This is a genomic window from Mesorhizobium sp. M8A.F.Ca.ET.161.01.1.1 (assembly GCF_004792105.1).
Lineage (GTDB): Bacteria > Pseudomonadota > Alphaproteobacteria > Rhizobiales > Rhizobiaceae > Mesorhizobium.
This window is the reverse complement of record NZ_SRTD01000001.1, coordinates 602,505-629,453: the sequence shown is the minus strand read 5'-3', so window position 1 is coordinate 629,453 and position 26,949 is coordinate 602,505. Positions and strand designations below refer to the sequence as shown.

Annotated in this window: 27 protein-coding genes; 14 read left to right on the top strand and 13 right to left on the bottom strand. The window is 58.3% G+C overall.

What is annotated here, in order from left to right:
• Nucleotide 1: 1 nt before the first annotated feature.
• Together glp and EN804_RS03240 are read left to right on the top strand one after the other, a co-directional pair.
• Nucleotides 2-1,252: a gephyrin-like molybdotransferase Glp gene (gene glp / locus EN804_RS03245; RefSeq protein ID WP_135900576.1), complete on the top strand. Its 1,251-nt coding sequence runs from the start codon at nucleotides 2-4 to the stop codon at nucleotides 1,250-1,252.
• A 29-nt stretch (nucleotides 1,253-1,281) separates the two neighbouring features.
• The gene (locus EN804_RS03240) at nucleotides 1,282-1,851 is read left to right on the top strand and encodes a DUF2478 domain-containing protein (protein WP_135900575.1); all 570 of its coding nucleotides are present in this window, start codon (nucleotides 1,282-1,284) and stop codon (nucleotides 1,849-1,851) included.
• A gap of 170 nt (nucleotides 1,852-2,021) precedes the next feature.
• Here EN804_RS03240 and EN804_RS03235 read toward each other — a convergent pair whose 3' ends face one another.
• Entirely contained in the window at nucleotides 2,022-2,582 is a 561-nt protein-coding gene (locus tag EN804_RS03235; protein ID WP_246693353.1) for a YitT family protein, read from the bottom strand.
• 401 nt (nucleotides 2,583-2,983) lie between these two features.
• Nucleotides 2,984-3,436, bottom strand: a complete 453-nt coding sequence (locus EN804_RS03230) for a MucR family transcriptional regulator (RefSeq protein ID WP_135918675.1) — start codon at nucleotides 3,434-3,436, stop codon at nucleotides 2,984-2,986.
• A gap of 146 nt (nucleotides 3,437-3,582) precedes the next feature.
• Between EN804_RS03230 and EN804_RS37080 the strand changes: the two genes are divergently transcribed.
• From EN804_RS37080 to EN804_RS03205, 6 genes are all read left to right on the top strand, one after another.
• Entirely contained in the window at nucleotides 3,583-3,747 is a 165-nt protein-coding gene (locus tag EN804_RS37080; protein ID WP_167508664.1) for a hypothetical protein, read from the top strand.
• A 513-nt stretch (nucleotides 3,748-4,260) separates the two neighbouring features.
• Entirely contained in the window at nucleotides 4,261-5,331 is a 1,071-nt protein-coding gene (locus EN804_RS03225; protein WP_135900572.1) for a radical SAM protein, read from the top strand.
• A 10-nt stretch (nucleotides 5,332-5,341) separates the two neighbouring features.
• On the top strand, nucleotides 5,342-5,632 hold the full coding sequence (locus EN804_RS03220; protein ID WP_135900571.1) for a PqqD family protein: 291 nt from the start codon (nucleotides 5,342-5,344) through the stop codon (nucleotides 5,630-5,632).
• On the top strand, nucleotides 5,622-6,671 hold the full coding sequence (locus tag EN804_RS03215) for a radical SAM protein (RefSeq protein ID WP_135900570.1): 1,050 nt from the start codon (nucleotides 5,622-5,624) through the stop codon (nucleotides 6,669-6,671). The genes EN804_RS03220 and EN804_RS03215 overlap by 11 nt, the downstream gene beginning before the upstream one ends.
• A 14-nt stretch (nucleotides 6,672-6,685) precedes the next feature.
• Nucleotides 6,686-7,279 (top strand): hypothetical protein, encoded by a 594-nt coding sequence (locus EN804_RS03210; RefSeq protein WP_135900569.1) that lies wholly within the window; start codon nucleotides 6,686-6,688, stop codon nucleotides 7,277-7,279.
• A 435-nt stretch (nucleotides 7,280-7,714) separates the two neighbouring features.
• Nucleotides 7,715-8,632 carry a BRCT domain-containing protein gene (locus EN804_RS03205; RefSeq protein ID WP_167508665.1) on the top strand — a complete coding sequence of 306 codons (918 nt, stop codon included), beginning with the start codon at nucleotides 7,715-7,717 and terminating at the stop codon, nucleotides 8,630-8,632.
• 160 nt (nucleotides 8,633-8,792) lie between these two features.
• Here the strand turns inward: EN804_RS03205 and EN804_RS03200 are convergent, their stop codons facing one another.
• From EN804_RS03200 to EN804_RS03190, 3 genes are all read right to left on the bottom strand, one after another.
• Nucleotides 8,793-10,640 carry a hypothetical protein gene (locus tag EN804_RS03200; RefSeq protein WP_135900567.1) on the bottom strand — a complete coding sequence of 616 codons (1,848 nt, stop codon included), beginning with the start codon at nucleotides 10,638-10,640 and terminating at the stop codon, nucleotides 8,793-8,795.
• 11 nt (nucleotides 10,641-10,651) lie between these two features.
• Nucleotides 10,652-10,873 carry a hypothetical protein gene (locus tag EN804_RS03195; protein ID WP_135900566.1) on the bottom strand — a complete coding sequence of 74 codons (222 nt, stop codon included), beginning with the start codon at nucleotides 10,871-10,873 and terminating at the stop codon, nucleotides 10,652-10,654.
• A 385-nt stretch (nucleotides 10,874-11,258) separates the two neighbouring features.
• A complete protein-coding gene (locus EN804_RS03190; RefSeq protein WP_135900565.1) occupies nucleotides 11,259-12,875 on the bottom strand; it encodes a hypothetical protein in 1,617 nt (538 codons plus the stop codon).
• Between the two features lie 797 nt (nucleotides 12,876-13,672).
• Here EN804_RS03190 and EN804_RS03185 point away from each other — a divergent pair.
• Nucleotides 13,673-13,864, top strand: coding sequence for a hypothetical protein (locus EN804_RS03185; RefSeq protein WP_135900564.1), 192 nt, complete (start codon nucleotides 13,673-13,675; stop codon nucleotides 13,862-13,864).
• Between the two features lie 343 nt (nucleotides 13,865-14,207).
• Here EN804_RS03185 and EN804_RS37075 read toward each other — a convergent pair whose 3' ends face one another.
• From EN804_RS37075 to EN804_RS03165, 4 genes are all read right to left on the bottom strand, one after another.
• Complete coding sequence (locus EN804_RS37075; protein ID WP_189524431.1) at nucleotides 14,208-14,645, bottom strand: HNH endonuclease signature motif containing protein; 438 nt, start codon at nucleotides 14,643-14,645, stop codon at nucleotides 14,208-14,210.
• An 860-nt stretch (nucleotides 14,646-15,505) separates the two neighbouring features.
• Nucleotides 15,506-15,748 (bottom strand): hypothetical protein, encoded by a 243-nt coding sequence (locus EN804_RS03175; protein WP_135900562.1) that lies wholly within the window; start codon nucleotides 15,746-15,748, stop codon nucleotides 15,506-15,508.
• Between the two features lie 215 nt (nucleotides 15,749-15,963).
• A complete protein-coding gene (locus EN804_RS03170; protein WP_135900561.1) occupies nucleotides 15,964-16,254 on the bottom strand; it encodes a hypothetical protein in 291 nt (96 codons plus the stop codon).
• 67 nt (nucleotides 16,255-16,321) lie between these two features.
• Nucleotides 16,322-17,179: a metallophosphoesterase gene (locus EN804_RS03165; RefSeq protein WP_167508514.1), complete on the bottom strand. Its 858-nt coding sequence runs from the start codon at nucleotides 17,177-17,179 to the stop codon at nucleotides 16,322-16,324.
• Nucleotides 17,180-17,818: 639 nt separating this feature from the next.
• Here EN804_RS03165 and EN804_RS03160 point away from each other — a divergent pair.
• From EN804_RS03160 to EN804_RS03145, 4 genes are read left to right on the top strand one after another with little or no spacing between them, the layout of a single operon-like run.
• On the top strand, nucleotides 17,819-18,676 hold the full coding sequence (locus tag EN804_RS03160; protein ID WP_246693352.1) for a hypothetical protein: 858 nt from the start codon (nucleotides 17,819-17,821) through the stop codon (nucleotides 18,674-18,676).
• Nucleotides 18,648-19,316 (top strand): hypothetical protein, encoded by a 669-nt coding sequence (locus EN804_RS03155; protein WP_135900558.1) that lies wholly within the window; start codon nucleotides 18,648-18,650, stop codon nucleotides 19,314-19,316. The genes EN804_RS03160 and EN804_RS03155 overlap by 29 nt, the downstream gene beginning before the upstream one ends.
• On the top strand, nucleotides 19,313-21,286 hold the full coding sequence (locus tag EN804_RS03150) for a hypothetical protein (protein ID WP_135900557.1): 1,974 nt from the start codon (nucleotides 19,313-19,315) through the stop codon (nucleotides 21,284-21,286). The genes EN804_RS03155 and EN804_RS03150 overlap by 4 nt, the downstream gene beginning before the upstream one ends.
• 12 nt (nucleotides 21,287-21,298) lie before the next feature.
• Nucleotides 21,299-23,218: a hypothetical protein gene (locus EN804_RS03145; protein WP_135900556.1), complete on the top strand. Its 1,920-nt coding sequence runs from the start codon at nucleotides 21,299-21,301 to the stop codon at nucleotides 23,216-23,218.
• 117 nt (nucleotides 23,219-23,335) lie between these two features.
• Here EN804_RS03145 and EN804_RS03140 read toward each other — a convergent pair whose 3' ends face one another.
• Both EN804_RS03140 and EN804_RS03135 read right to left on the bottom strand, forming a co-directional pair.
• Nucleotides 23,336-23,866, bottom strand: coding sequence for a hypothetical protein (locus EN804_RS03140; protein ID WP_135900555.1), 531 nt, complete (start codon nucleotides 23,864-23,866; stop codon nucleotides 23,336-23,338).
• Between the two features lie 33 nt (nucleotides 23,867-23,899).
• Nucleotides 23,900-24,340, bottom strand: a complete 441-nt coding sequence (locus tag EN804_RS03135; protein ID WP_135900554.1) for a MucR family transcriptional regulator — start codon at nucleotides 24,338-24,340, stop codon at nucleotides 23,900-23,902.
• Nucleotides 24,341-24,544: 204 nt separating this feature from the next.
• On the opposite strand from EN804_RS03135, the gene EN804_RS03130 reads away from it, so the two are divergent.
• Complete coding sequence (locus tag EN804_RS03130; RefSeq protein WP_135900553.1) at nucleotides 24,545-25,021, top strand: hypothetical protein; 477 nt, start codon at nucleotides 24,545-24,547, stop codon at nucleotides 25,019-25,021.
• 151 nt (nucleotides 25,022-25,172) lie between these two features.
• On the opposite strand, the gene EN804_RS03125 is transcribed toward EN804_RS03130, so the two are convergent.
• A complete protein-coding gene (locus EN804_RS03125; RefSeq protein WP_135900552.1) occupies nucleotides 25,173-25,895 on the bottom strand; it encodes a hypothetical protein in 723 nt (240 codons plus the stop codon).
• Nucleotides 25,892-26,758 carry a hypothetical protein gene (locus tag EN804_RS03120; protein WP_135900551.1) on the bottom strand — a complete coding sequence of 289 codons (867 nt, stop codon included), beginning with the start codon at nucleotides 26,756-26,758 and terminating at the stop codon, nucleotides 25,892-25,894. The genes EN804_RS03125 and EN804_RS03120 overlap by 4 nt, the downstream gene beginning before the upstream one ends.
• Nucleotides 26,759-26,949 lie beyond the last annotated feature (191 nt).

The window sequence follows — 26,949 nt, the reverse complement described above, 5'->3', positions numbered from 1 at the left end:
GATGGGTGCCCTGCGCAACGACTGCTTCCGCTCAGACGCGCAGATAATGTCGTTTGAGACCGCTCGAGCCGTTGCCGTCGCACTTGCTGAACCGCTCAACAGACAGGAAGACGTGCCGTTGGCTCGTGCAGTAGGACGCGTCCTGGCCGCGACGATCGAAGCTCCGCGCCCCCTTCCTGCGTTCAATCAGGCGGCGATGGATGGATATGCCGTCCGTCTTTCGGGCGAGACGGGCGTGCCGCTGGTCCTCCCTTTGTCCGGTCGCACGCGCGCAGGCGACAAACCGGACCTGTTGACGCCGGGGACAGCCCATCGCGTCATGACTGGTGCCCCATTGCCAGACGGAGCGGATACCGTCGTCATGCAGGAGCACGCAACCTGCAGGGGCGATCACGTGCAGTTCGGGCTTGACGTCGAAGCTGGTTGCCACATTCGACGGGTTGGCGAGGACGTAGCAAAGGGCACGGCTATCCTTCGGCCAGGCCGCGTCATCGGCTGGACAGAAGTTGCGCTGCTAAGCGCGCTTGGTATTGCGACGGTTTCGGTTGCCCGTCCCTTGCAGGTCGCGGTTCTCGCGACCGGAAGCGAGCTTCGCAATGCAGGCGAACCGCTTCCGCTTGGCGCCGTTTACGACAGCAACGGGCCCATGCTTGGCGCGCTGCTGGCGGCGCCGAGCGCGCATGTCACCTCCCTAACCGTTCGTGATGACCTGACTGCCATCGCGCAAGCGCTCGAAAGCATCGCGGGAGCGGCCGACCTCGTCATCGTCACCGCTGGTATGTCGGTCGGCGAAGAAGATCATGTGCGCAATGCCGTCGTACGTGCCGGGGGTGGCCTCGACATCGTCAAGGTGGCGATGAAGCCCGGAAAGCCGCTGGCTTTCGGCACGCTTGCAGGCGCGTATTTCATAGGACTACCCGGCAACCCACAAGCTGCAGCGTTTGGCGCGCTCGCCTTCGTGCGCCCGATGATGAAAGCCCTTCTCGGTCAAGCTCCAGCGAACCGCATCACGGCCGAGATAAACTTCACACATCCCCGCAAGCCGGATCGCACGGAACTGCTGCCGGTCCGCTTGAAAGTCGACCAGGGTCGATTGACCGCACATCGCAGCGGGCCGGACGGATCGCACAGAATGATGCCGTTGGCATTCGCGGATGCGGTTGCCGTTGTGCCCGGCGCATCAACGCCCGTCGAAGTTGGTACGCCCCTCGAAGTGCTTCCGTTCGACCAGCCGCGGTTCGATGTTAACTGACGCAAATTCTTACGGAAGGAAACTCTCGCATGCAGATCGACCGCCTTGGTTACCCAGTCACCGCGATCGTTTATTCAGACGGTCCCAAGTTCGAAGCTTTTTTGCAGGAATTCACCGCTGCCGCGGCCGAGCAAGGTATGCGACTGGCCGGCCTCATCCAGCATAGTGAGCCGAACCCAGGTCGCCTGAAATGCGACATGTATCTTCGGGACCTCGCCACAGGTGAGCTTCATGCGATATCAGATGATCGAGGTCCTCAAGCACGAGGCTGCGTTTTGAACACCGATCGGCTGCTCCGCGCCTGCACGGTTGCCGAAGCGCAGTTGTCAAGCCAGACCGCCTTGCTGGTCCTCTGCAAATTCGGAAAGACCGAGGTCGAAGGCGGCGGTTTTAGATCGCTGATCGCCAGGGCGCTTGAGCTATCCGTTCCCGTCCTGATAGGTATTCCCCTCATCAACTTATTGCCGTTCCGCGAATTCTCTGCGGGGCTTGCACGAGAAATGGACCTGTCCGAGATCGTATCCAATCCGCTTACGGCAGCGGAACGACTGCTGTCGCGTTGGTCGCCGATGAGCGAAACGAAGACAGAGGTTGCATGAATTGCGCGTCAGAGTCCCCAATGCCTACCGCCGCTTCCGTCCGACGGCAATGCGGTGCTTCGGTCGGGACTTGATGCGAAGTGAGGGCGCCTCACGCTGGCTTACGCCCAACACGTGCTTAATGACGTCGTTTGGCCGTGTCGTTCGCCAGCGATCTGCCCCTCCGAACCTTAGGTGACGCCAAGATAGCGATCAGGCTTGTGATTGATGGCAATGATCATGTTGACGATTGCCGCACCAAGGATCGACAGCACCAGATGATCGGGTGTCAGGACGAACAAGGCGGCGCCGAGGATTCCGAGATCAACGGCAAGCTGGAAGTAGCCAGCCCTAATCCCCAAGGTCTCCTGGAGAAAGATGGCCAGGATATTGATGCCGCCAAGACCAGTACGGTGGCGAAATAGAATCAAAAGCCCCGTCCCGCACAGGCCACCGCCCACCACGGCTGCGTAGGTGGGATCTAGTAGGGAAAATTCGACCCAGCGTGCCGATAATCGTGACAACAGGGAAACGAGGCTGACGGCGAGAAACGTCCTGACTGTGAAACGCCAGCCCATTCGCCTGATCGCGAGATAGTAAAAGGGCAGGTTGATAAGAGAAAATGCTACCCAGAACTGCATGCCGGTGGCGTATTGCAGTAGAAGGGCCATTCCGGCCATTCCGCCGACCAGAAGCGTCGCTTTGGCGTAGATCACCGTGCCGAGTGCGACGAAGAGCGTCCCCAAAAACATTGCAAAGGCATCCTCATGGAGGCCGTGCCTATCGTGCTCTCGGTGTTCCATTTGCGAGCCCCCGTTTGCGGGCAGGAGCGGTTTTCCAAATCTGTGCTGAAGAATTGGACCTACTGTTCCTGAGCCCATGTCGAAACGATCACGGCCATCTGTAGCCGACAAATGCCGCGCGATCTTTGCGCCGGCGCAAACCAGATCACGCGGAGCCCTGACATGCGCAGGAACTTGCATCACCGGAACATGCAGCCACACAAGGGCACACGACGGCAACAGTTTGGAGACATCCGGCGAGCCTGTGCGTGGACTCGGCAGTTCAACCCGGCAACAGACCGAACTTCCAGACAGAAAGCTTGTCGCGGCACTAGAGGAGGACTGTAACAACCGCAGAACTGGCGAAGTAGTTAAGCTTTCGCCTTTCGCTTCGGCGTCGATTTCTTGACACGTGCCGATGGTTTGCGGCCCAGGCCCGATGATTTTGCGAGCACAGAGCGGGTTGCGGAATAGCTCGGAGCCACCATTGGATAATCACGCGGGAGCCCCCATTTCGCGCGGTATTCGTCAGCGGTGAGCCCAAAGTCCGTCCTGAGGTGCCGCTTCAGCGACTTGAACTTTTTTCCATCCTCTAGGCAGACGATGTAATCGGGAAACACCGATCTTTTCGGATTGACCGCTGGTGTTAGTGGCGGCTGTTCAACGATGTCCGGCCGACCGAGATTTCTAAGAGTGGCGTTCACAGACGATATTAGATCCGGCAGACCAGCCACTGGCACAGCGTTGTTTTGGACAAACGCTGAAACAATATCGGCGGTCAGTCCTATCAGGTCCACGTTCCGGCGATCAGCTTGTTCGCTCAATGTATGAAACTCCAGTTTCTGTTCCGCATTCGTATTGGGGAAAGACGGATGGCGCAAGAAGTTGGCCCGCGGAACGAGCTATCTCTTCTCACTGAGAGTCCTGCCTGTGCTGTTCCAAGTCTCCTGGCCGTTCTTGGTTTCAATTTATGGCTATCCTGTCGGCGCCGGAGCCGCACAAAGCAGGCGACGACCCCTTGGATTCGCGGCTGGGAAAGGTGCCGCTCAACGGTTCACCTCTGCTTTCGTCCGTGGCGAATGATGTGATGTTATTCAAGCCACTGGCTCTCCCGCTGCCCACCTTCGAGAAGTGAGATATGTACGAAGTCGCGCTGGCTCCCGCTTTGTCGCGAAAACAACGTCCGAGCGGAATCTGAGAGCGGACCCACATCAGCGTGTGATGAGCCGTCACAAACAGACCAGATCAGGTTGATCTAGATCAAGTTCCTCACAGGCGGACGATGGTTTCATGAAGCGCGCTCAGAATGGGAGGCTATCACGAAGCGCACACTGCATCTCAGGATAAGGACTCGAACTGGGGACGACAGCGAACTCGCCGCTTTTCTAAAGCAAGCGATCCCCTTCTATGAGTCACTGTCGGGTGTTCGGGTGAGACTGCTCCGAAACATCGATGATCCTCGCTGTTTCATTGAAGTAATCGAATATGAAACAATCGAGGCGTTCCGGAGTGACGAAGCCCGCGTTCGAGACGACCCGCAGATGCAGAATCTGCTTCGAGAGTGGCGGACACTTCTCGTTGAGGGCGTGGAAATCGAAACCTATGAGGATTTGACAAACCTGATCTAGACAGGAGGGCCCAGGTGGGAATGAATCAGCCTGCGGTGACCGAATTCGCGGCTCCGCTCTATGTCGCGTGGGAAATAACCCACCACTGCAATGCTCGCTGTCTCCATTGCTATTCGGCGTCCGGACCCGAGGTCCCGTCGCGTGAATTGCCGCTGCCGGATGCCCTCGACCTCATCGACCAGTTGGCGGATGCCGGGGTGCTAGTGCTGGCTTTTTCCGGTGGAGAGCCCCTCATGCACCGGCATTGGCACGAGCTTGTCGGGCACGCGGTTAGACGCGGGCTCAATGTCAACGTCGGCAGCAACGGCTCGTGCATCAACGATCGGAACGCGGACCTCCTAAAGGAACTTGGTGTCAAGAGCGTCACCATCAGCCTCGACAGCCACGATCCCGCGACACACGATTATTTTCGGCAACTTCCCGGCTGTTTCGACAAGGCAGTGGGCGCCATCGAGCGGCTCATCGCTCGCGATGTACGGGTCGTCGTCGGCTTCACGCCAACCCAGATCAACTGGAAGCATGGTCACGACGTTATCGCGTTGGCGGAGAAGCTCGGAGCGGATGCGGTCAATCTCTCCGAGTATGTGCCGGCAGGCCGCGGGACGCGCGCCCTCGCGCTCGCGCCCGATCAGCTTCACTCCGTTCTGCGCGAATGGGTCGATGCTCGGGAAAAGTACAAGGGCCGCCTTGACATCATGTGGCATGACTGCCGCGTTGGCCTCCTGGTCACGGAGGAAGAGCAGCGGAAATACGTCGGATGCGGCGCCGGACGATTGATCGCGCGCATTATGCCCGATGGAACGGTCACGCCCTGTGTATTTCTTCCAACTACGATCGGCAACATCCCGCGGGACGGCTTCCGAAACCTCTGGGATCGCTCGCTCCTGCTGGCCCAGTTTCGTGATCGACAGGGCCACGTCAGCGGCAATTGCGGAACGTGCAGCCACTTAAAGACATGTGGTGGCTGCCGAGCCGTCGCTTATGCATATAGCGACGGCGACCCGCTCGCCGGCGACCCGCACTGCTGGGTCAACACCATGCAAATTGACGAGGCCGCCGGCATAGCCGCCGGCGAAGGCTTGCCGATTTAAGGAGGCCGCTATGAAAAAGGTCGAACCCGACACTGTCCTGCAGCCCACTGAATGGTGCGTGGCGCGGCCGCGGAAGGATGGTCATCTCTTTTACAACTCTCGAACCGACGAGATGCACCTGGTGCCGCCAACTGGCGTGCTCGTTTTCCACCTCTGTGATGGGTTGCGCAGTGTTAACGAGATCGAAGACGAGTTGGCCGGCGCGCTTGATAGCGATCGCGTCGCTGTTCACGGCGCATTGACTGAGTTCCTCGACAAGCTCGTGACCCGCGGCATTGTGGAGCCGGTCCATGCGCAGTGACCTGACGACAGGCGGCGGATTCCGACCTGACATGCCTTTCCATATGGTGTGGCTCGCCACTGACGCATGCACCGCCCGCTGCCTACATTGCTCGTCCAATTCGGCGAAGCGAAAATCGGACGAACTCGCAACTCCGGAGGTCATCGACCTGATTGATCAGCTTGCGGCGGCCGGTGTGGTCGACTTCGGTATCTCCGGCGGCGAGCCTCTTATACGTCGCGACCTATTCGAGATCATCGCGCATGCGAAATTAAGCGGGATGTCGGTTGGCGTGGCCAGCAACGGGGCGAAGCTGCCCGAGTGCGTCGCCCGCAAGCTTGCCGATCTCGGCCTGAATCGGCTTCAGGTGAGCCTCGACGGTCTCCCGCACGCCCACGATGCTTTACGCCTCTGGCCCGGACTTTTCGATCGGGTGCTGATCAGCATCGCAACGGCCAGCCAAGTCGGCTTGCGCGTGCATGTCTGCTGCACGATCAACCGGCTTAACGTGGATCACCTCGAAGCGTTCGTCGAGCGTCTCGCTGGCTTCGACGTTCAGCGTCTGAACTTCTCGCGCTACGTGCCTACCGGTCGCGGGACAGACTCGCTGGATCTTACCGATGACGAGTGGCGCTTTGTGATCGAAACGACTAGCCGGCTGAAGGCCCACTATAAAGGCCGGCTCGAAATCGTCAGCCATCTTGCTCAGCAAATTCTTGTTGACGACGAGGTCGCCGAAATGCCGGGCTTCATTGGCTGCCAAGCTGGTCGTGGGCAGGGGTGTATTACCGCGAATGGCACTGTGCTTCCCTGCGTCTTACTCCCAGTTGCGGTCGGAAACGTCCGGCAGGCCTCGTTTTCCTCGATCTGGAGCACGTCCCCGATCATTCGTTCGCTCCAGGACCGAGACAATCTTGAGGGCCGCTGCAATTCCTGCGTGGTGCGGTCCCGCTGCGGTGGTTGCCGAGCTGTCGCGTTCGCCAAGACCGGCCGGCTTTTCGCCGCCGACCCACGCTGCTGGCTACCCGATCGCCAGGCCGTCGGCTGCCTTCAACACTGAGGAAGGAGAGGAATATGGTACAGGAAATGACATTCGACCCACACGACGTGGTCACACGCTACTTTGAGTACATCCGGGAACTGCGCAACGGACAACAAGATGCTGTCGAGAAGCTGGTCGACCTCTGGGATGACGAGGGGGTATTCGAGTTTGCGGGCGCACCGCCCGTAAGCGGCACCTACAAGGGCAAGAATGCGATCCACGTCCTCTACAAAAATCGAGTTTCCGCCTGCGGGATGCCGCTAACGTTAGTCGGTGATGGCTCTTCGAAGCCGGCATCGGCTCTCGCTGCTGAGATCGCGCTCGGCGTCGTGGATACGAAGGTCAATCGCATGCGGACACTTGCGACAGGGCGGCCAACGACGAAGAGCAAGATGGACAGCCGTGGTCAACGCGTAGCCGTGGGTTGGACGACGGTGATTGGAACCGGGGACAAACGCGGGTTCGAGGTTACAGGCAACCACGCCTTCACGTTCATGGACGGGAAGATCAGCTCACTCAAGGTGACAGTATCACCTAAGGCGGAAGATACGCCCGGGCTTTCGCTTCAGGGGCTCGCCGTGGCAGACATTGGGCGTCTGTCCCTTGCTGCATGGGCTGTGGTTTAGGCGGCCGATCGGGCGTTCAGTTCTCGCTGCGGGTCGTATATCCGGCATGTTTGTCAGGTCCGATTCCGTCGGCTTCGGACCGCTGAGCCATTCGCTTGCTGTGCGTTCGTCGAAGCCCCCACGGCCAGGCCGCGTACGCTGTCAGTTCATTTTCGTGGCCATCAGGTGGGGACCGGGTCCAGATCGATGAAGACCATCATCGACCTTGTCTGCGATCGAGCCGCGAACTACCTGTTCCGGTTCCTGAGCACGCCATAGCCGGCCGCAGGTGTCTTGCACAATTGTCGTTCCTTTGCGCATCGTCGATGGCAAAGGGTACGACTTGGCTCGCGCGAGTTCAGGTCGGGCTGAATGCTGTCGCCTTTCCCGATGTCTATCCGGAGACAAGTCAGGTCTTATGAACTGATGTCATTGCGCCGAGGACCAGTCGCCAATATGTTTCAACTGCTGTTCAGGGAGGGGATGATGGTAGAGTTGAAGTACGGCGGATCTGAGCTCGGGCGAATAAAAGCCAAGAGCAACCGTCGGAAGGTCGAGGCATACTGGCTGGGTTTTCTTGAAGGGGTTCTTGCCAGCGAATCCATTGAGAGCTTGGAGGTCGCTTCGATCCGCGCAGAAGCTGAGCAGTTCCTCCAGCTTTTTGGAGACGCCGACGCCGCCGATCTTATCCAGGACTTGGACACCACATACAGTGATTACCACGGGGAGATTTTCGGGATTATCTCCGGAATCGTGGACTATCGCCTGAGACCATTTTCCGAGAGCAGCCCAAATGATTGCTGCAACAGGTTCTTCGGCTTCTGTGCCGGGATCGCCTGCGACAATCGCCTGAAAATCAAGGAGGTCGAGAAGCTGATCGACCGCGTCGACCGGAATGTTCACCTCTTCGATGACTCCAGGATTGCGGCTTTGAAGGCAGTAGCTGTCAGGGCGATATCGGACGGGCATCTGTCGATGGAGGAAGAGGAAGACATCGGCGGATGGATAGTTCGATTGGTTGGCGACAGCTGCGCAGACACCGGGTTGCCAACGTACGGGAACACGCCATCCATAGACGGCGTCCTGAGAGACGCGAGCATGTTGGTGTTCGAGAACGCAGGATTCGTAGTGACGGGTGCCTTCAGTCTCGGGCCTAGAAAGGTTATCGAGGGATGGATCGTGGAACGGGGAGGGCTGGTCTCCAGGAGCGTGTCTCGCAGCACCGACTATCTGATCATAGCTGCCATCGCTTCGCGCGATTGGCTCCACAGCCATCAGGGCACCAAGATCATTGAAGCCCGGAAGCTTCGCGAGAATGGCGGCCACATACATTTCGTGGAAGAGCTCACTTTCAGAAAGGCGCTGGGCCTTTAGAACGGCTCTTTCAACGGACGACGCAGTTCCAAACGACCGTTTGGAGCGGCCTTGCTCGTCACGAACATGCGCCTCAATGTGCTTGGAAAAGCCGGTCAGCCTCTGCGAAGGCCGCTTTTGACCACTAGCTTAAGGTCGGCAATGGTCGAAATAGGGTCCCCTACGCCGGCTCTGGCTCCGCCGCGGCAAATCCATGCGCCTTGAGCTCGGCGCTGATCCACTTCCGTGCCGCAGTGATACTCTGACGATAGTCATCCGCCGCTAGAGATAGTGACTCGGGGGAGGTCGCCCTTTCGAGATCTTCGAGTGACCATCCATCAACCAACCGTTTGCTAATCGCGTAGCAGGTAGCTTTGCCCACGCGAAATGCCATAGATCGCTGTGCCGCCCTGAGGATGATGCTGCGAAGCGCCTCGCCTTCTGCTTGCCCTGCGAAGTGTACTTCTAGCTCCGAAGTCATCCTGTCGACCGCGGAATAAAGGCCGTTGATGAAAAGCGTCTGCGCATCCTTATAAAAGCGGCCGGCACGACCCTTCATCTGCTTCCCGTCGATCTCCGCAGCATCGTCCAGTATCTCGATCGTAGGGACACGCTCAAGTGCCTGCGCCTCCTTGGAAAGCTTCGCGCCCTCTGGGGCCTTCCGGATCTTCTTCTCCGTCGCCCTCTGGCCGGACCTCCGTTCGCCGCGAAGGAAGCGATCCTCCTCGTCGTCGATCGAATCGATGTCAGCCGCGCGAGCCTCGTCGAGACCGACATCACTATCCTCGGTGCGCTGGGGAGTGTTGAGCGACTTCACGTAGGTCGAGGTCGGTAAGCGGAACTCGTCAAGTAGCTTCTGAAGGTCTTTCTGCAGATCGTCGAGGTTCTCGTCCCTCGGAGGGTGCGCCTTTCTGATCACGTCTTTCACCCATTCGGGCATCAGCTCGCGGACCATCACGGCATAGTCGTCGGTCGCAATCGGATTTCTCGCCTCGACGGAGGTGACGGCGTCACGATATTGGTTTGGAAGAGCAGCATTCTCCGGTAAGTATATCTCGACCGTAAGGACGGTGGAGCCGAAAGGTATCCCATAATTTGGGGCAATAGCCGACCATTTCGGTCCGGTGCGGAAATCGTATCGCTCACCCTTATGTACAAGTGAGCAGAACGACGTCGATGAAGTCGCTGGGTTGTTGAGTGCGCTGATAGAGTGGCTGTAATTGGCGTGCTTCGGGTCGTGCACATACTGAATTTTTACACCTGTCTCAGGACAGGTGACAGTTTCAGCGTTCGGAAGTTGCGGGATCACGTCTTGCAGCGTTTTAAGGGTGCGAGTCCTTCCTGTTTCATCCCGGCCGCCTCCTTTTGTCATGGCGACGTCCAAAGTCACTTTGACCCCCGGACGAAACTCCGCGAACCGCCGAAAGATCTGTGTTGCGACATAGCTGCGATCGACACGGATTCCTCTGCCGATCGGCTCCGACACCGTGTCATGCAGGTCGTCCTCGCCCATGAGCACGACTTCCGTCCAGTCGTGTGAGAGATCGGCTGTCTTCCGCACCGCCTCGGTGACATCGAAGACGGTCTCCTGCCGCCCCTCGACCTCGAAGGCAAATCGAACAAACGTATCCGCTTCATCGTCGAATCCTATTGTAACCTCGTGAACCACGCCTGCCTTGCAGGAGCGATAGCGGATTCCTGCGGGCGAGACTGTCAGGCCGGACACCTTGGCGCCTATGCCGAAATTTTCACTCAGCGACATCTGTTTGTTGATCGAGGCAGAGATGTTGGTAGCCGTCCGAAGTTGCCCGGAATCCATTCCCGGTCCGGTGTTCCAGAACGTCAACTTCCGAACACCTCCGACCAACGACGGGTAGATATGCACAGTTCGATGACCTTCGGGCGCCAGTGCCGCACTTTCCTGCGCGTTCATGAAGAACTCTCGGACAAGCGTATTTCGCGGCGCTTGACCGATCAGGCGGTTGATCAGAAACTTATCGTCCTGGATTGTCAGGCGTTCGAAGCTCATCGCACAGACCCCTATAGCTTGAAGACATCCTTCTCGGCTGCCGACGTGGATCCGAACTTCCGTTCGAGATCTGACGCTGCATCGCGAAGCGCCCTGACAATTTTCTTCACATCACTCTCATCAAATTCGTAGGCTCTCCGGTTCGAAAGATTCCCGATTTTCCGGACAGCCTCCAAAGCCGCCTGGGTCCTACCCTCGGCAAGCTTCACGAATTTCTCCCTCTTTTCGGACATGCGTGCACTCCGGCGCTCGGAAGAGCAAGTGATCCAACGGCGTGCTGAGGATGTCAATATTCAAGAGAATATCTCGATGAAGTTCATTGCGCATTTCAACTCACATTGCGCGAAACAGTCGCCCCTTCGAGCCACAGAACGGCAAGGGCGCGGTGCGGGTCGGATTTTCACCATCGCCCTGCATGGTATTTCACTGTCCCCCGCAGCGCGGCAATTCCACACGCTCGGCGAGTTCGCCGACTGCCTTTCCCCCCGTTCCGCCACGAGATGGCTGAGAGCGAGAATAGTGGCCAGGTTCATGGCGTCGCGCTTCGTCTTTTGAACCGGAACGGTTCAGTACCGAGCGCGTGTTCGTGAAAACGATCGGCACCGACCTCTATGCACGCTATTCTGCGGCCGATTGGCGGTGCAAGTCGACACCATCGGACTTGGCAGGAGCGTTCGCTACCGCGCTCTTGCCGCTCATGTTCAGCAAACCTCGGTAGCTGCCGCCAAACATCTCGAACGCCATCTTCTTCTCGGGCTCGAACGCTTGGCGGTAGAGCTCGTAGAGCTCGGCAAAGATCTTCTGGCCGCTGGCACGACGCACCAGCGCCTCGACGACTTTGGCTGAGCCGAGTGAAATTCGCCCGGTTGTTCCCTTGAGCTCGAATTCTTCGACCGCGCGCCGGACCACCGCGCCGAACACAAAGTCCCCGACCTCGACATAGTCGAAGAAGAAGGTGGCAGTAGGCACTGACACTTTGTCTTTTAGCGCTTCCGTCAACTCGAAGGCGCCGCTGAAGTCGGTGCCGGCGACCATGCCATTGAAGTCGACGATGGCATTCCAGGCGATGTCGATATCCCGTTTTGACACGGCGAGGTCGGGTGGGAGGACGCCGGCGCTGGCCTTCTCAAAGCAGGCGATCACATTCGAGAATTGTTGAAGCGCATCATCCACCTCGATCCCAGGCAACTCGACCTGGGTCAGAATGTTCGGATAGCCCTCGCTCGCCACCATTAGCTTGAGTGGCCCCTCTGCGGCGAGTCGCATGATTTCAATCAGGGCACGATGCGAGGTAAGGCCGCGCTTGCGGTCGGGATCGAGATCGAAGGTCAGCTTGCCCTTGTTGCTACCGGTAACGACGATCTCAAGAAAGTCCGCTACCACCCGCAGTTTCATCAATTCCTGAGGCGCAGGCACTGCCGGGAGGAACAGTTTGCCGTCGAGCCAGATATCGGCGCCCTCGGGGTGTCTGACTCGGACGCGCGCCGGCACCGGATGCGACCGAAGATGCGCGATGTCGGGCATGCCGGAGAAGAGCGGCGTCTTCGCGTCGATCCCGAAGCGCCGCTGCTTGATCGTGACGGTGACCGGAGGTGCTTCTTCGCGGAGGCCGATCTGATGGTCGATCAGCGCTTGGAGATCCTCGGCCGCGAAGCTCAGGCTGCCGTGGATACCACCATCCTCGAACCCGAGCGAGCGCACAAGCGCCTGCTTTTCCTCGGCGTAACGGGATCTGCCGGACACGATCGAGTCCATCCAGGTGATCAGGTCGCCCGTATGCTCGTCGGTGTCCGAGAAACTGTAACGCACGGTGAGCTTGTGCAGATCCTCGCGACCCTCGCCATGGGCCTTGCGCGCTCGGCGAAGCGCCAGCGCGATTTCGTCGGTCCAGAAGTGTCGCGCGAAAATCCGCACCGGCTCCCCGCCATCAGTGGCCTGGTACAGGACCAGGAAACACGGCATAGGATCCTTGGCAAAGCGTAGTACATTGCTGAGCTTCAGATCGACGAACGGCTTACCCTTTTCCTTCGACTTCACTTGAGCGCGCGCCGACATGTCGACCGGCTGCAAGTCGGCGGGAATGCCTTTAATCGCGCGCGCGCGAAATTCGACGATATAGTCCCATCCGGTCCGGTCCTGTCGCGACTTGTTGCGGGTCATGCCCGCACGTGCGCACCGTCCAGAGAAATCATCCTCGGCCCATTCACCAAGGTCGATAATCTGCAAGTTGTCCACGTGAGTTTGCTCGGCGTCTGATTGAAAGGTTGCCCCCTATATAGGCGAACGCCGCGATCGTCGCACCATGCCGGACATCCGGCAAGCGCAATGCAGGTCGGCTCGCAAGCACGAACTAATTTCATGGACCACGAGTGTGTCATCCTGCAGACCACCGATGAACCGTGATGTTAGAGAGAAAGCTGCTGCCTGAGCAGGAAGATCAACTGCGCTGGGAGGACACGAAAGAAGGCGTTCTGTTCCTATCATTTGTTGCCTTCAGGGATTGCCGTCGCTGACCGCAATTGGCCGCATGGGCGACGTTCCTGAGGCACCGACCCAACCGCAGCTGATATCGCCAAGGAACAGTGCTCGAGGTTCGGCTCCGGACGCATCTGCATCTCCTGCGATCGAGGCTAGCAAGGATTCCAGGAGATCGGCACGGCCGTGAACGGCACCGATGGCGTAGGTAATATGGGGCAAGCGTCGTTCCATTCGGGACACGCCTACCCGCCGGTCATTGGTTTTCTCTTAAATCCGTTTCACGAACAGTCCATGCGAGCTGACTCAGCAGCGGCCCCCGGCAACCGGGTATTCATCTTTCCATGCTCAATATACTTGACGATCACGATATGGGACAGGGCAGCAGATGAGCAATGCGCGGCAGCTAATGGCGGAAGTTCGCGCGCGAATGAAGTTACGCGAAGAAGCCTATCTGGAAGAACGTCACCGAAGGGTGGCAATCGCTATAAACGAGAGTCCGGTAGTTAACGGGCCCATGGCATTTGCGGAGTCCTTGGCCCTGTTGAAGGCGTTCGATGAACAGCACCAGAGCGGTGAACACGATCCGCTTCCGCCAGCCCGGGCGGCATCTGAGACGCTGCTGGTCGACAACCCTCATATGCATCGCCGGAATCCGGTGGGACGGTACGGACAGTGAGCCGCCCGACTTCACCATGCTGACGACGGCACGGGATCCGGCATCGGGCCGTCTGAAGATCGCCAGATAGTGGTCCCGAAGCCGCAGGATTGGCCAGAGTGGATCGATCTAACCAAGCCCGAAGGCGACTCCTTCGGCCTCTGCCTGTCCGATCGCTCAAGGAAGAGACGGTGTGCCGCGGGGCAGCCTGATTGCTATTCAGGCTTTGCGGGCCTGCCCCCCACCATTGTGGGGTCGGTTGCAGATCGGCAGCTTGTGGCAACAGAGTAGCGGACGCTCTCTGGCTCCTCGGATATGGCCGAAATGGGAATTGGCAAGTGACGAATATGCGGCAGCTTGCAGGCAGTTGTAATCCGTGGAATGGATTTGCGAGTCGAGCCGCCGGGCAAGGACGGGCCTAATTGCCTCGAAGTTCAGCCCTGTTGGAATGCCGCCCGGAAGAACGTGTAGTGGTATCTAACGAAGTCGACAGCCGCTCGGTGTTTGACCGCGCGTCCTGCAAGCTTTTCGTATGTCGTCCCGCAAAGTACTGGCGCTACGACCACTTCGTTCCGCAGCGGGTGAATGGCTATAAGGAATTTGTCAAACAGCGCATGGATGTCGGCGCGGAGAATGAGACCGTTGCTCGTATCATTGCGATAGCTCACGCTCTCTGAGAAGGGGATGATGTGAGCGGCTTGCAAGACTGCCTCCACGCGGCAGTTTGTCAAGAGGCACTTGCCATAGAGCCTAAGGAGATCAGCGCGAAATTTGTACTGCTCTGGCCGCGCCTCTTGCTTCGTGAAACGCCGCTGAAAACCATCGAGTATCGTCGCCCGATCCAGCTCCAATGCCTTTTCTTCATCGGTCATGTATTGCGTCTTAATTGAGGAAAGTAGCGCCTCCTGTCGTCCAATGAAGTCGTTCACGACGCGCCTGAATTCGGCAAGCTCTTCGCTTTCTAGTTCGTATGTTCGCAGGTGACGGAGGCGCCGCAAATGGTCTATCACCCGACTGCCAGTGTCTATCTCCGCGCGACCCCGAAGCTGAAAGTGTGGTTTCAATAGGCGAACACCTGTTAAAGTTGCTGTCGTGCCATCTGCTCCCCGTCCGACGTCATGAGCCACCCCTTCTGCCGTCAGACCCAACCCGCTGCCAAAATTGGGGTCTTCGTGTGCCCACACGACTAATGTATCTCCATTCGACACGTGGCTTCCCGGGCCACCAGAAATGCGCGACGGATGCGGCATTATCACTCGTACTCCCTCCCACTGCGCTGCCTCGACTGGTCGAGGAACCGCGCCGCCAAGATGAAGTTCACAATTCAGTTTAAGCAGGAATGTGGTCACGAGTGCCTACTGGAAGATGGGGATTGGCGAACTTCCGCAGGTCGAGTAAATACCTCACATGCGGTTCATCAGGAAGCAGCAATGCTAAACCCAGGGTCCCGCCCCGGGGGCCAGGAGCTACTAACCGTTCCGGACCCGTAGGCCGAGCACATCGAGTTCGGTCAGAGCTGCAAGCGGTGCCATTACTGCCGCCGATGGTGCGCATGTTCGAAGGACGTGATCTGATCCCAAGCAGCAGGAAAGTCGTCCATACCTGCCAAGCTTCCGGGATTTAATCAAGCGGATCGATCACATGGACCTTGTCAGCAGCGGACCCGTGTTGAAGCGAGATACTGCCCTGGTCATGGTTCTGAGTACGTAAGCTGTGCCAGAATGCTGGTCAGTCAGGTCAAAAGCACGGCCCGCCCCTTTGCGATAGCTCGAGCTTGCTTGGTCAGATAGCTGATGAACGCCTCAACCGTCTGGACCTTAGCGCGCGCAGACAGGTCGCCAAGCCTCATCTCGCGGTCGGTCGCTTCTGCGAACAGCTTAAGCATCCGATCATCGGTGATGCGAGTGGTGGCGATGATGCCATAGGCACGGGGAACTCCAAATTCCCGCCTAAAGTTCAAAAAACGTCGTGCCACGACGAGGTCGTAACGAATCCTCGTGAGCATTCGACACTGACGACTATTAGAACGGTCACCGGTAGCGCCCGAGACGTCAATCGGTTTTCAGCCACAGATAGGATTCAGCGAACGGTTGCGGTTGCGATCGGTGGAAGAGCCGATTTGTCGGTCGCGTTGCAGACGGGCCGAAAGGTCGGATGCCTCTCGAGGCGATGCCAACAGTCCGAATGGCTCTAGTCGACTTCCCCATCCACTTCGACAACGACCAGATCGTCGGCCTCTTCATCGTATTCGTAGGCAATTCCGTCCAGTCTGATCCCGCCCTCATCTGGCGGCAGGGCCGCCGCTCCGTCAGCATGGTCTGCACATGCGACGTATAACATTCGCTTGTTGCGAAGACTTCCCGGCTTGCCGCAAGCCTCGCAAAATCGGCAGGAGCGCGAATCCGCGAGAATCTCCGACTTGTCCAATGCCAGGCGGATCTCGGGAGTAACGGTGCCCGCTGCCGTAGCGTCGATCCTCAAACTCCCGTATTTCTCGTAAACCCGATCGAGGTTCAGTCGAGTGCCCGCAGGTAACGCCTGGGCTATCTCACCGAAATATTGATCCAGAACCCGTTCCCACCCGACACCGCATTGGAATGTCATCGTCGTCGGAATGAGGTCCGGATATTTCGCTTTCAGCTGGATAAAATCGGTCATTCGTCTGCCTGTCCCGCGTGACCTTGATGCTTCCGCCCGAAGCCGTAGCAAACAGGAAGTGAAGGTTCCGTTCATCGGCGGATATCGCTAGGCAGGTCAGTCTGCCGGAGGCATAGGCACCCGTGTCTATGGCGATCCGGTATGGCCTCGAGTCCGGCATGCTGTCCGACGTCGGGGTGTGGCCGTGCACGATGATGTGCGACAGCTGCCCCTCATGATCGAGGAACCTGTCCCGGATCATCATCAGGTCCTTTGGGTCCTGGTCGCCGACGGGACGGGACGGATCGATTCCTGCGTGAACATAAGCGAAGCGATCGTCGACGACGATCGGTGAGGCATCTTTCAGCGCCTGCAGGTGGCTAGCGTGGTCTGCTCGAAACCTGTCGGCTGCGTCCCGGATGCTGCCAGCAGACAGGAGGCCATAGGACTCCATAGTCTGGTAGCCGCCGATCCGCCGCAGCCATCTCCCGAACCTATCCTCGTCAACCTGGTCGGCGGTCATGAAGTCTAGGAAGTAGGCGTCGTGGTTGCCCCGGATCAGCCGTGACCGCGGCCACCGGGCGAGGGTGTCGCAAACGAGATCCATCGCTTCACGGCTGCAGGGACCGCGGTCGACGATATCGCCGAGGAACAGCACTCGAGGTTCGGCACCGGACGCATCTGCATCTTCTGCGATCGCGGCTAGCAAGGATTCGAGAAGATCGGCACGGCCGTGAACATCCCCGATAGCGTAGGTGACATGGGCCAAGCGTTGTTCCTTTCGGGACACGCCTACTGGCAGGTCATTGGTTTTCTCTTAAATCGGCTTTGATAAGCGATCTAGATCGCGCTTTTCTGCGGTCACGCAGTGCAAAGCCGTGTTCCAGTCGTGCTGGAGTGCCCTGCCGCAGAATGATCTATGCCTTTTCTTGTCGACATTCCCAAGGGTGCGAATGCAGCTGAGTCAGGCGAGGTCTGGAGAAAACTCCTTGCTAGCCCACAGCACCCCTGGGTGGACTGGGGAGAAAAATTGGAGAACAACAAAAATCGAATGCGAGCCATATAGTCGATCCGGAATATCAGTTGAAGGATCTTTGGCTAAACAGTTAGAAGTCAATGCTATTAGGAACGAGTGCCGGGGGGGCGTATCGTGAGATTCTATATTCGAAAATCGGTTTCAGTCGGACCGTTCCGTTTTAATTTGTCGAAATCCGGAATCGGAGCGTCAGTAGGCATACCGGGACTCAGGGTCGGAAGCGGACCTCGCGGCAACTACATCCATGCTGGAAGAAATGGCTTCTACTACCGAGCCACTTTGCCTTCGGTTCGGCCTGTTCGAAAGTCAGTGCCGGTTTCCATGAGCAGCCTACCGGGGCCGACTCCACGCCATCACCACGATGAAGTCGCGATGCATGAGATCGAGAGCGGTTCCGTACTCGATATGGTTCCGGAGTCAGCGGCGTCCCTCCTAGCCGAAATTAACGGCAAACATTCCAGAATCCGTCTAAGTATGGTTGCCTTCATAGTCGGAGCGTTGGTTGTCGCGGTTTTGCTCCTGGCAAGTCTCAAATCCATTGCTGCGGGTGGTGTTGTTCTCACCGTGTTTGCCATGATTGTCGGCTCCTACTTGGACAAAATCCGGCGTTCGGTTGTCCTTCTATACGACTTTGAACCCGACGTTTTGGAGCGATATCAAGGGTTTGTTGCGTCGTTTGAACGCCTGATCGGAACAGATTCTATATGGCACGTCGCAGCCGAGGGAAACGATCGCAATTGGAAGCGCAACGGCGGCGCGACGCGGATCCAAAATCGCAGCAACATCCGGCTGGCTCTCTCCAGCCCGGGCGTCGTGAAGTCGAACATCGACGTTCCATCTATCCCTGTAGGAAAGCAGGTGCTTCACTTCTTCCCTGATCGGATTCTGGTCGTGGACAATGCAAAGGTTGGCGCGGTCGAATACGGTGAGCTTCAATTGGATGTCCAGAGCACAAGGTTCGTTGAAGACGGACGGGTTCCATCCGATGCGAGGGTGGTGGGGCATACGTGGCTACACCCCAACCGGAATGGGGGACCGGACAGGCGCTTCAGGGATAACAGGCAGATTCCGATCTGCGCTTATGACGAAGGCCACTTTTCGAGCCGCAGCGGCCTGAACGAACTGGTTCAGATCAGCGCCGAAGGTCGATTGGCGACATTCGCAGCAGAATTGCGGCGGCTCGTTTCGTCGAGGGGGGAGCATGCAGGAAGAACAGGCCGGTCCGACTGATCCTCGCGAAGAAGTCGGCCACGCGTTCAGAGACGCGTTGCGGCTGCTGTTCATTCTCGTGCGCGGCAGCATTCCAATGGAGACGCCACAGGACGGCTGGGACCGAGTTTTTCTCGGCGAGAAGCGCGCACTCGCGATCGACTTCTGGCTGCGCTACCCGGACTACCTAGCCGAGCAGTTACTGGACCTGCACAAGTCCACCGGAGACGGTACGCTGTTCGACGCAGCTGCCGAAATTTTGCGGGAGGAAGAGCCAGACCTCCGTTTGGTGAAGATGGTTCGTTGGCGTCGCGGCGCCTACGACGACCTACAGACGTCGCTTGCAATACTGGGTTTCCGCGGCCTCGCGAAGTCGATGAGGCGCAAGCTGCCGAACGGCGGCTACATGTACGAATATCTTACAGGTCCACTGGCCCGGAACTTCCTCGCAGAGGCGCTGTCGGAGCAGCCTGGCCTGGCCTGGTATGAGCGCCAAACCACTCGGGCACTCAAGGTCGCCCAGAACAAGAGCGGAACCGCGCTGAAGGACATCCACTACGCCGAGGAGGAGTATGCCGGCACGCCGTTCGGTGAGGCGATCCCCTCCATTAAGGAACGCGTGCTGCGCAGAATCGCTGGCACTACGGGAGCGAAAGCATGAGCGAGGACAACCTGCCGACCGGAACGGCCCAATGGCTTGGAAGGATCGCGGAAGACGCGGGCGCGACTGCTGAGGCCGTCTCCAACGTGCTTGAGGAGTTCGGTGTTCGGGCGCAGCCTATCCTGCCGCGGGCGCGTACGGTCACCGCTACATCGATAAGGATCGAAGGCCAGAAGAAGACACTTCGATCGGAGGACAGATTCCTGTTCGAGTGGTCCGGATTGGGCCCGGGCCTATGGGCGTTGCTTTCAGAGGGGAACTCGAAAGGCAAGTCGAGCATCCTGCTGTTGGTCCGTGCCGCGCTCCAAGGCAGATTCCCAGGCCGAATAAAGAAAGACATCTGGAGTTGGATCGATTCCGCCAGCGTCGGATTCAGCATCGACGACGTGCAGTACGAGGTTCGCATCCTCAAGGAAGTAGGCGAGACGGATGAAAAGCAGGGCAAGGCGTTGCTTATGCGTAGGGACGGGACTGCCGAGGTTGCACTCTACTCGGGTTCCGCAGGTGAGGGGCTCACTGGTGCTGTGGCGGACCTCTTCATGGAAGAACTCGGATTCGAACGGTTCCATGCGTACAAGTCCGCGAGCGGGTCAGTCGTAGAGCATGGATGGCCAGCCATGTCAGCGGCCCTTTTCATCACGGGTCCCAGCAAGGCGATTTTCGGCGAGAACATGGAGGACGGCCTTCCTCTGAGACTCATCCAGATGTTCATTGGACTTCCCTGGGTCTCGACCTACACGGCCTTGGCGAGCGCGCTCAAACGGACCAAGGACGTATCCGACAGGAAGCGGCGAGCATCGACGGCCGAGAAATCCCGAATCGCCGCGCGCCTCAAAGAACTAACTGATCTGCTGGCGAAGAAGAAAGGCGAGGCGGCGAAGCTGCCGGACAGGTCCGGGTTGAGGCTCGACCTCGACCGCCTCGATGGCGAAGTCGCCACCGCCCAGGCAGCCGTCACAGGGACGAGAAACAGTCTCGAACAGCTGCGCACTCGCGCGATGAATGCCGCAGCTGTCCATACCGAGACGAGAAGATTGCTGCAGCAGGCCAAGGACGAGGCGGCGGCTGGCTATGTGTTCAGAAAGCTTAGGCCTGTCTGCTGCCCCGCGTGCGAGAGCGGCTTCCAGCCCGGTAGGTTCGAGGCAGTCGAAGCCGAAGCCTGTGGCCTCTGCGGGAGCAGCGAGGTGCATGGTGACGATGACGATGCGGCAAATCTGACCGCGATGGAGACAGCGGCGAAGGATGCCGACGCAGCGTGGAAATCTGCCTCAGCAGCGATGGCGAAGGGGGAGAAGTCACTTACAGACGCAGAGGCAATTCGGGAAAAGGCATTGCGTCTTCTAAAGGAGACGGAACGTCAGCTGTCGAAGGAGGACGTTTCGAGCCAGTTGGCACTCGATATCGCGGTCATCGAGGGCCGTCTGGAGGAACTTCAGCGGGAGGGCGATGACCAGGAAACGATCAGCGATGCCGATTTAGCTACCCAACGGATCCTAGAGGCCGCGACCGACCTTACCAAACGAATGATGGAGGACATGCAGGCTGCAATCATGAAAGACGTCGAAGGCGAAACCTTCAAGCTCGCCGAAAAATTCGGAGTGGCTAACCTCGAGACGCTTTCCTTCAAACCCCACCGCATGGATATCCGCCAGGGAGGCACGGACAATACGTTTGGCGGCCTGAACGTGGGTGAGAATCTTCGCATGCGGCTGGCCGCTTCCCTGGCCACACTGAAGGTCGCTCAGGCCCGCGGGTTCGGCCGTCATCCAGGAATGCTGGTGCTGGATTCCCCCGCCGCGCCAGAAATGAGCGCCAAGGACTTCTCCCAGCTCGTCCGCGCCGTAGGCGAAGTGGTGGCGGAAATGCCGGGAGTCCAGGTCATCGTGGGCGCGGTCAAACGACCCGAACTCGACGCCGTGGTGGATTTCAGTCACCGTAGGGAAGCTATCGGGAGTGCCGAGCTTTTCTAGGATAGAATGGACATGGATGAACTTGCCCGTCGCTTCGTGGATGCCTGCCGCCGCGGCGAGCCGCTAGACCTACGCAGCCTGTCGGCCGATGCGCTTTCACGTGCCGCTGCGGACATAGTAGACATGCCGGAAGCGGTAGAGTTCTTCCAGGCGCTTGGAAGAGCAGGAACGGGTGACGGCGCGTCAGCTGCCACAGACCTGGTCGCTCATACGGCCGATCCCGGAGTCATGGCCGAAACGGTAAGGCTGCTACCGACAGTCCCGCTTAGTGACAGATTCGCGCGGTCCCTTCTGAGGGCTTTCATCGCCCAGTCTGCCGATAGATCCCGTTATTCTGGCACGAGATCTCACGCCCTGCTTGGCGCGATGTTTGTCGCTCAAGGCCGCCCGGCGCTGCTTCGCGCCCTGCAGTCTCACTTGCTTGATGTGACCGCAGATGACGAGGGCGATTACTTGCGCCATGTCGCGCGGATCCAGGGCGTAGTCCTCGCCCATGTATCCGATGCCGATCTCTACAGGCAGCTGGAATTGCTTCTCGATGTGCCGGAAGCCGAGGACGAGGCGTTGGTTGCGCTGGGACTGCTTCATATCGCAGACGCACTCGGTGACGGCAACCGCGAAACAGCGATCTCGTCCCTGTCAAAGGCGAGCCAGCGAATGAAGCAGGCGATGGCTGCGGCAGAAGTGAGATACGATGCCGCGCTTTACTCATCCTGCCTCGACGTGCTCCTGGATTTCCAACAGGGGAACCACAGCCAGGGACTTCAGGATCGGCTCGCGTCGATTAGGACGTCCGCTTTCGAGTACATGGCGATCCTGATGCCGTCGAACCGTCGGATCGATCGGACTAGCTGGTTGGGCTCGTCCATCATGGAAGGCATTTTTTGGTCAGAGCTAGGCGCGCGGCTCGCCGCGCTAGACTTGAGCCTGCTGAAAAAAGCCTGGCTTGATGCCGCTCGGGTCATCGAAGACGAGCTTGCGCGCGTGTTCTGCGCGAGCAAGCTGATCCTGAAGAGGTCTGCTGACGGTGGCGTGGAAGCAGTGGTCCGGCCGCGGATCGTCGCAGCGATGCGGGAAGAGCGCTCGCGCCTCGCTTGTCTTGACCAGTGGCTCGAGGATAATCCCCAAGAGGGCTCTGCTGCCGCGATTGCGGGGATGAGGACACAAATCCAACATGCAATGGAGGCAAGTCTCCGGCGAAACCCTATTGAGGCGGTGGCCGCCGCAGCGACCGCCGCCGAAATCCTGTCGGAAGATCACGTTCCACTCGCACTGAGAGGGCAGGCGGCCAAGGTTCTAGCGGCTTCCATGTCGGCGGACTTTCTCCTTTATACCGATCCGGTCACGATCAGAATCCTTGAGGTCCTGCATTCGAAGCTGTTCGGAAATCCAGACTATCAGGGAGCCGCAGCCCGGTTCTTCCTGCTTATCCTGTACTACACGCTGCTTTTCGTGTCGTCTCGGGAAAACCAGACACCCGCAGCGGTGTCCGGCGTCGATTACCTCTTCAACCTCAGCCGCAAGGAGCCTCCCGTCGAAAGCGACCTCCACCGCGACTATTTCGGATTCCTGCAGGGCACGCCACTGAAGGAATGCGCACAGCGCGAAGTTCCGGGCATAGCGCACGGGCGGGCGGATGTTCACTTCCAGCAGGCAGGAGTGAAAACCGTCGCCGAGCTGAAGAAGACCCACACGCATCTGACCCTCGCACAATTGGTCGACGAGTTTGGCCTTCAGACGGTTTCCTATCAGCGGACAAGCGTGAGGTTCTGCGCTCTGATGGTCCTTGATCTGGTTGATCGAGGTGGAGGCAGCGATCACATCGAGAACTTGGTCGACGTCATCCGTAAACGGCCGCCGTCAGGGCAGGCCGATTACTCAGTTGCCGTGTTCCGAGTCCAAGGGAGGAAACAGTCGCCATCTTCTCTTTGAGGTTTGACGTAAAGCTATGCTGCTTGACGCATCGTGCATCAGCGACATCAGGCAGCTGAAGCCCTGGAAGCGGCCGTAGATGGCGATGCCGGCGGCTGCTTCGGCTTGATCGTTGTTCTAGAGTCCGCTGTCTGGTTGTTCGATCGGGGTGTAGATCAGTACGAAATTATGGAAGCCGCTGTCGCAAACGTCCCACGAGAAATGCACCCGGTTTCCTCGGTCCGCGTCGTTCCATGTCTTGGCTGAATACTTGCAGTCACCTTGGGAGCCATCGTTCTTCTCGGCTGGCGCTCCGTATTGATTCGAAAGTCGGCCTCCGATGAGCGAAGCGGTTTCGCCATCGGCAATCTCAAGGTAGACACCGCTTAACTTGTTGTCGGCAAAGTATAGCCAGACCGGGGCCCTGAATTCCGGAGCGGCGTAGATGCCATTCAGAAGCGCGGCGCCGCGGATTAGCGGGATAGCATGCCCAGCTTGGTCCTCCGGCGTCGATTGGCTCAATGCGATCTTGCTCGATTTCAAAACCTCGTCTGGCGACTGCCCCCATCTGGTGAATTGCCAATCGGCGCGAGCCACCGTCACGGGAAGGAGGGCGGCTAGCGCAAAACTGCGGAAAGCTGCGGCAAATAAGCGTGAAGCCCTTTCCATCGATGTCCTCTCTCAGTCGCCTCAAATCTCAAGCTATTGGCGAGCCTTCTGCCGTGCCGACTTTTTTGCAGCCTTGGCAGGGGCCTTCCGACCAAGACCCATAGACTTGGCTAATTCCGACCGCGAAGCCGAATAGTTCGGCGCTACCATAGGGTAGTCCGCCCGTAATCCCCACTTCTCGCGGTATTCATCCGGAGTCAGTCCGTAGTGGACGCCGAGATGACGCTTCAGGGATTTGAATTTCTTTCCGTCCTCGAGGCAAATAATGTAGTCAGGAAACACTGACCTCTTCGGATTGACTGCTGGATCTTGGGCCGGCTTCTCGGGTTCTATCGGCTGGCCAATTTTCGAGAGTGACGAATTCACGATGGAAATCAGTTCCGGCATAGAAGCCACCGGTACCGCGTTCTTACTGACGTAGGCGGAAACGATGTCGGCGGTCAGTTCGATCAGATTGAAAGTCTCGTCGGCCAAAGCAAATTCTCCTTTTCAAGCATCCGTCTTCCTAACTTCCCGATGTGGTGCAATCAACGATAGAAGCGTACGTTAATACTCATTTGCTCGAGCGCGTTTCGGGCACTTCGGACGCGACACGGGAGGTAACGGCAGGGATGCGGATAGCTTGGCGCAATCCTCGACTAGTAGCTCGACTGCCCAAGAGGTTACACGGAGCAGCCAGTGAAAGCGAAGTATGCCCACCAGGACGCCGCGGAGATGTACAGCATCTTGAGAACGGCGAACTGCATCAAGCGCTACGACAGCATTAGTCATCAGCTCCTTGCGGAGCTAGTTGTGGCCATTGCTACCGACGGAGAAGTGGTTGGAGGCAACAATCGCGGAAGCGATGTCATCTCGCCGTTATACGGAAAGATCGAGGTAAAGTCGCGCATGCTTGGCACGGATGGACCTTTTCCCCGAATATCGCTCAAGCCACACAATCTCGAGAAAGCCGACTGGATTGCGGCCGTACGCTGGACCAGGGATTTTGAGTTCTACGATGCTGTAGCCTTGCCAAGGGCCGTGGCTCAAGGTTTGTTCGCCGGTCGCCTGGCGGAAGGCAGAGCAACGCACGTGGCCTGGCAAAGCTGGATTGCCGCATCCGGAGCTGAAAGCCTTGCCGACCGGGTTCACGCTGCACTTGAATCGCTCTCATAGGAATTCAGCGGGTTCGGGAAATGTTTTCCCGCCCGCAGTTCGTCTTACCTGATGGCCTGCATGGCTGGCAGTGACCGAAATGGAGCCGAGAGACTTCCCGCGCCGACAAACCGTTTTCGACATGGGATACGATTTGTATGTGCTTCAGATTCTACAACGAAGGCTGATCGCTAGGCTTTCGACGGCTGACAATCCGGTCCGCGACCAGCGCAGGCATATAAAAGTTTTTGTCATCCTGGCTGTCAAACCCCATCCGCTGATAGACACTGCCGCCGATACCTGGGATGACGTTACCATTCTCATCCGCTTGCGCATCTACGGCTAGAATCCAGTACTCAAACTTGTCTCCAACCGAAGCAGGAAACTCAGCCTCGAGCCGCTTCCGCGCGCCCTTGAGCATCACTGGCGATGCGACGTGGATACGCCCCGGATCTGTCTCGTCAAGCATTCTCAGAAGGCTTGTCCGGATGGTGCACGAACTAGAAACGATGCTCTTCAGAACTACGAAGTGGTCGACGTGTGGGGGGATGGGGTCCATGTACTCCTGAATGATATTAGCGACTTCCTCGCGATACGGGACCTTTAACGTCTTACGGTCCATCCACAAGCAAGTTAGTCGGACATCCGCGCCCGCCTTAGCCATGACCTCGATAAATCCGCTTCCCAATGAGTCGACGTCCTCCACCCCAGCGACGACCAAAACGACTTTGCCCTTGAGGTCGACAGATTGTGACATCCGGTTCGCGAGGCAGTCGCCTAGGTGCTGCAACGCGTCTCGGTAGGCAGCGGGCGGTGTGCTCGCCTCCATCAGCGCTGCAAGCGGCTCGATGACGTCGTTCGTAGCTACGCCGAGATATCGCCTACGACTCGTCATTGCGTGTCCCTCATCAGTGCGAAGAACTCAAGGAAATCTGATGGCGGAGAAAGCTTCAATCGGTTCTCGAAATATTTCCACCGTTTAGTGCCGCATTCATAGGGAACATGGCCTCGCCCAGCGGAAAAGTCATAGATGAACGTTCTCGAGCGGATCCGGTAGTCAAAGTCGGGTATCTGATCGAGAACATTGCGAATGTCCTCGGCAAGCGGAAATTCCGGCTCAAGTGTCCGAAGGGTCCCTGATGAGAAATTGCTTGCGCGCTGCAGTATCTGGGCAAGCGTCGCATCGCGACCAAGGTCTTCCCAGGCTGCCAGGATGTGGCCGCGACTGTCCCTCCTTGCGTTGGGGGTGTCAAATGGTTCCAGCATAACGCGTACCGCTTCATAGTAGCCCGGAAAAGGGGGCTCGAAATGAATCACGCCCACGTCGCCTAGGTCATCTGGGCGGCTTTCGTCTAGTCCAGCGGCCACGTTAGCTCTGGAAACAACGATCTCGATGGACCCAGTGATACCGGCTGCTTCGTTGCACGAACGCTGTGAGCGGCAATCTTCGTCCAGACCAACCCAACCTTGGCTCAGCTTATCTTTCAGCTGCGAGAAGATCGAGCGGTCCGGACGATGGACGAGAAAATCATCGATGAAGCAAAGCGCTTGTGCTTGCAGGCGAATTCCTGTCCCGTCGTCGTTCGACATCAGACATTCCCCAGCTAGCTGAACGATACGCATCAGGGCGTATTCGCGCTCGTAGGCAGCCCCCTTGTCGGCACTGTCTCCGCCGCGCCGCTTCCTTTCGACTCTCTTCCGAGCCTCGGCGCCGAGCAAAGTCTCAATCTGATCGGGGGTCAACATCTCGATGAGCAATTTCTGACCAAGTCTAGCCGCGTGGGCGGGCTAGCGGATTCGGTTCCCAAATCGCGGGGTTCAGAGAAAAAGGCCCAGCCGACGTGCCTGGGCCTTCATCGCCGGAGCACGGGCCAGAGGGGGCACGTTTCCTGCGCGGTCGGCTACGTCTTGGCCTTACGCTTGTGAGAAGCGGCCGTTTGGCCGCTCCA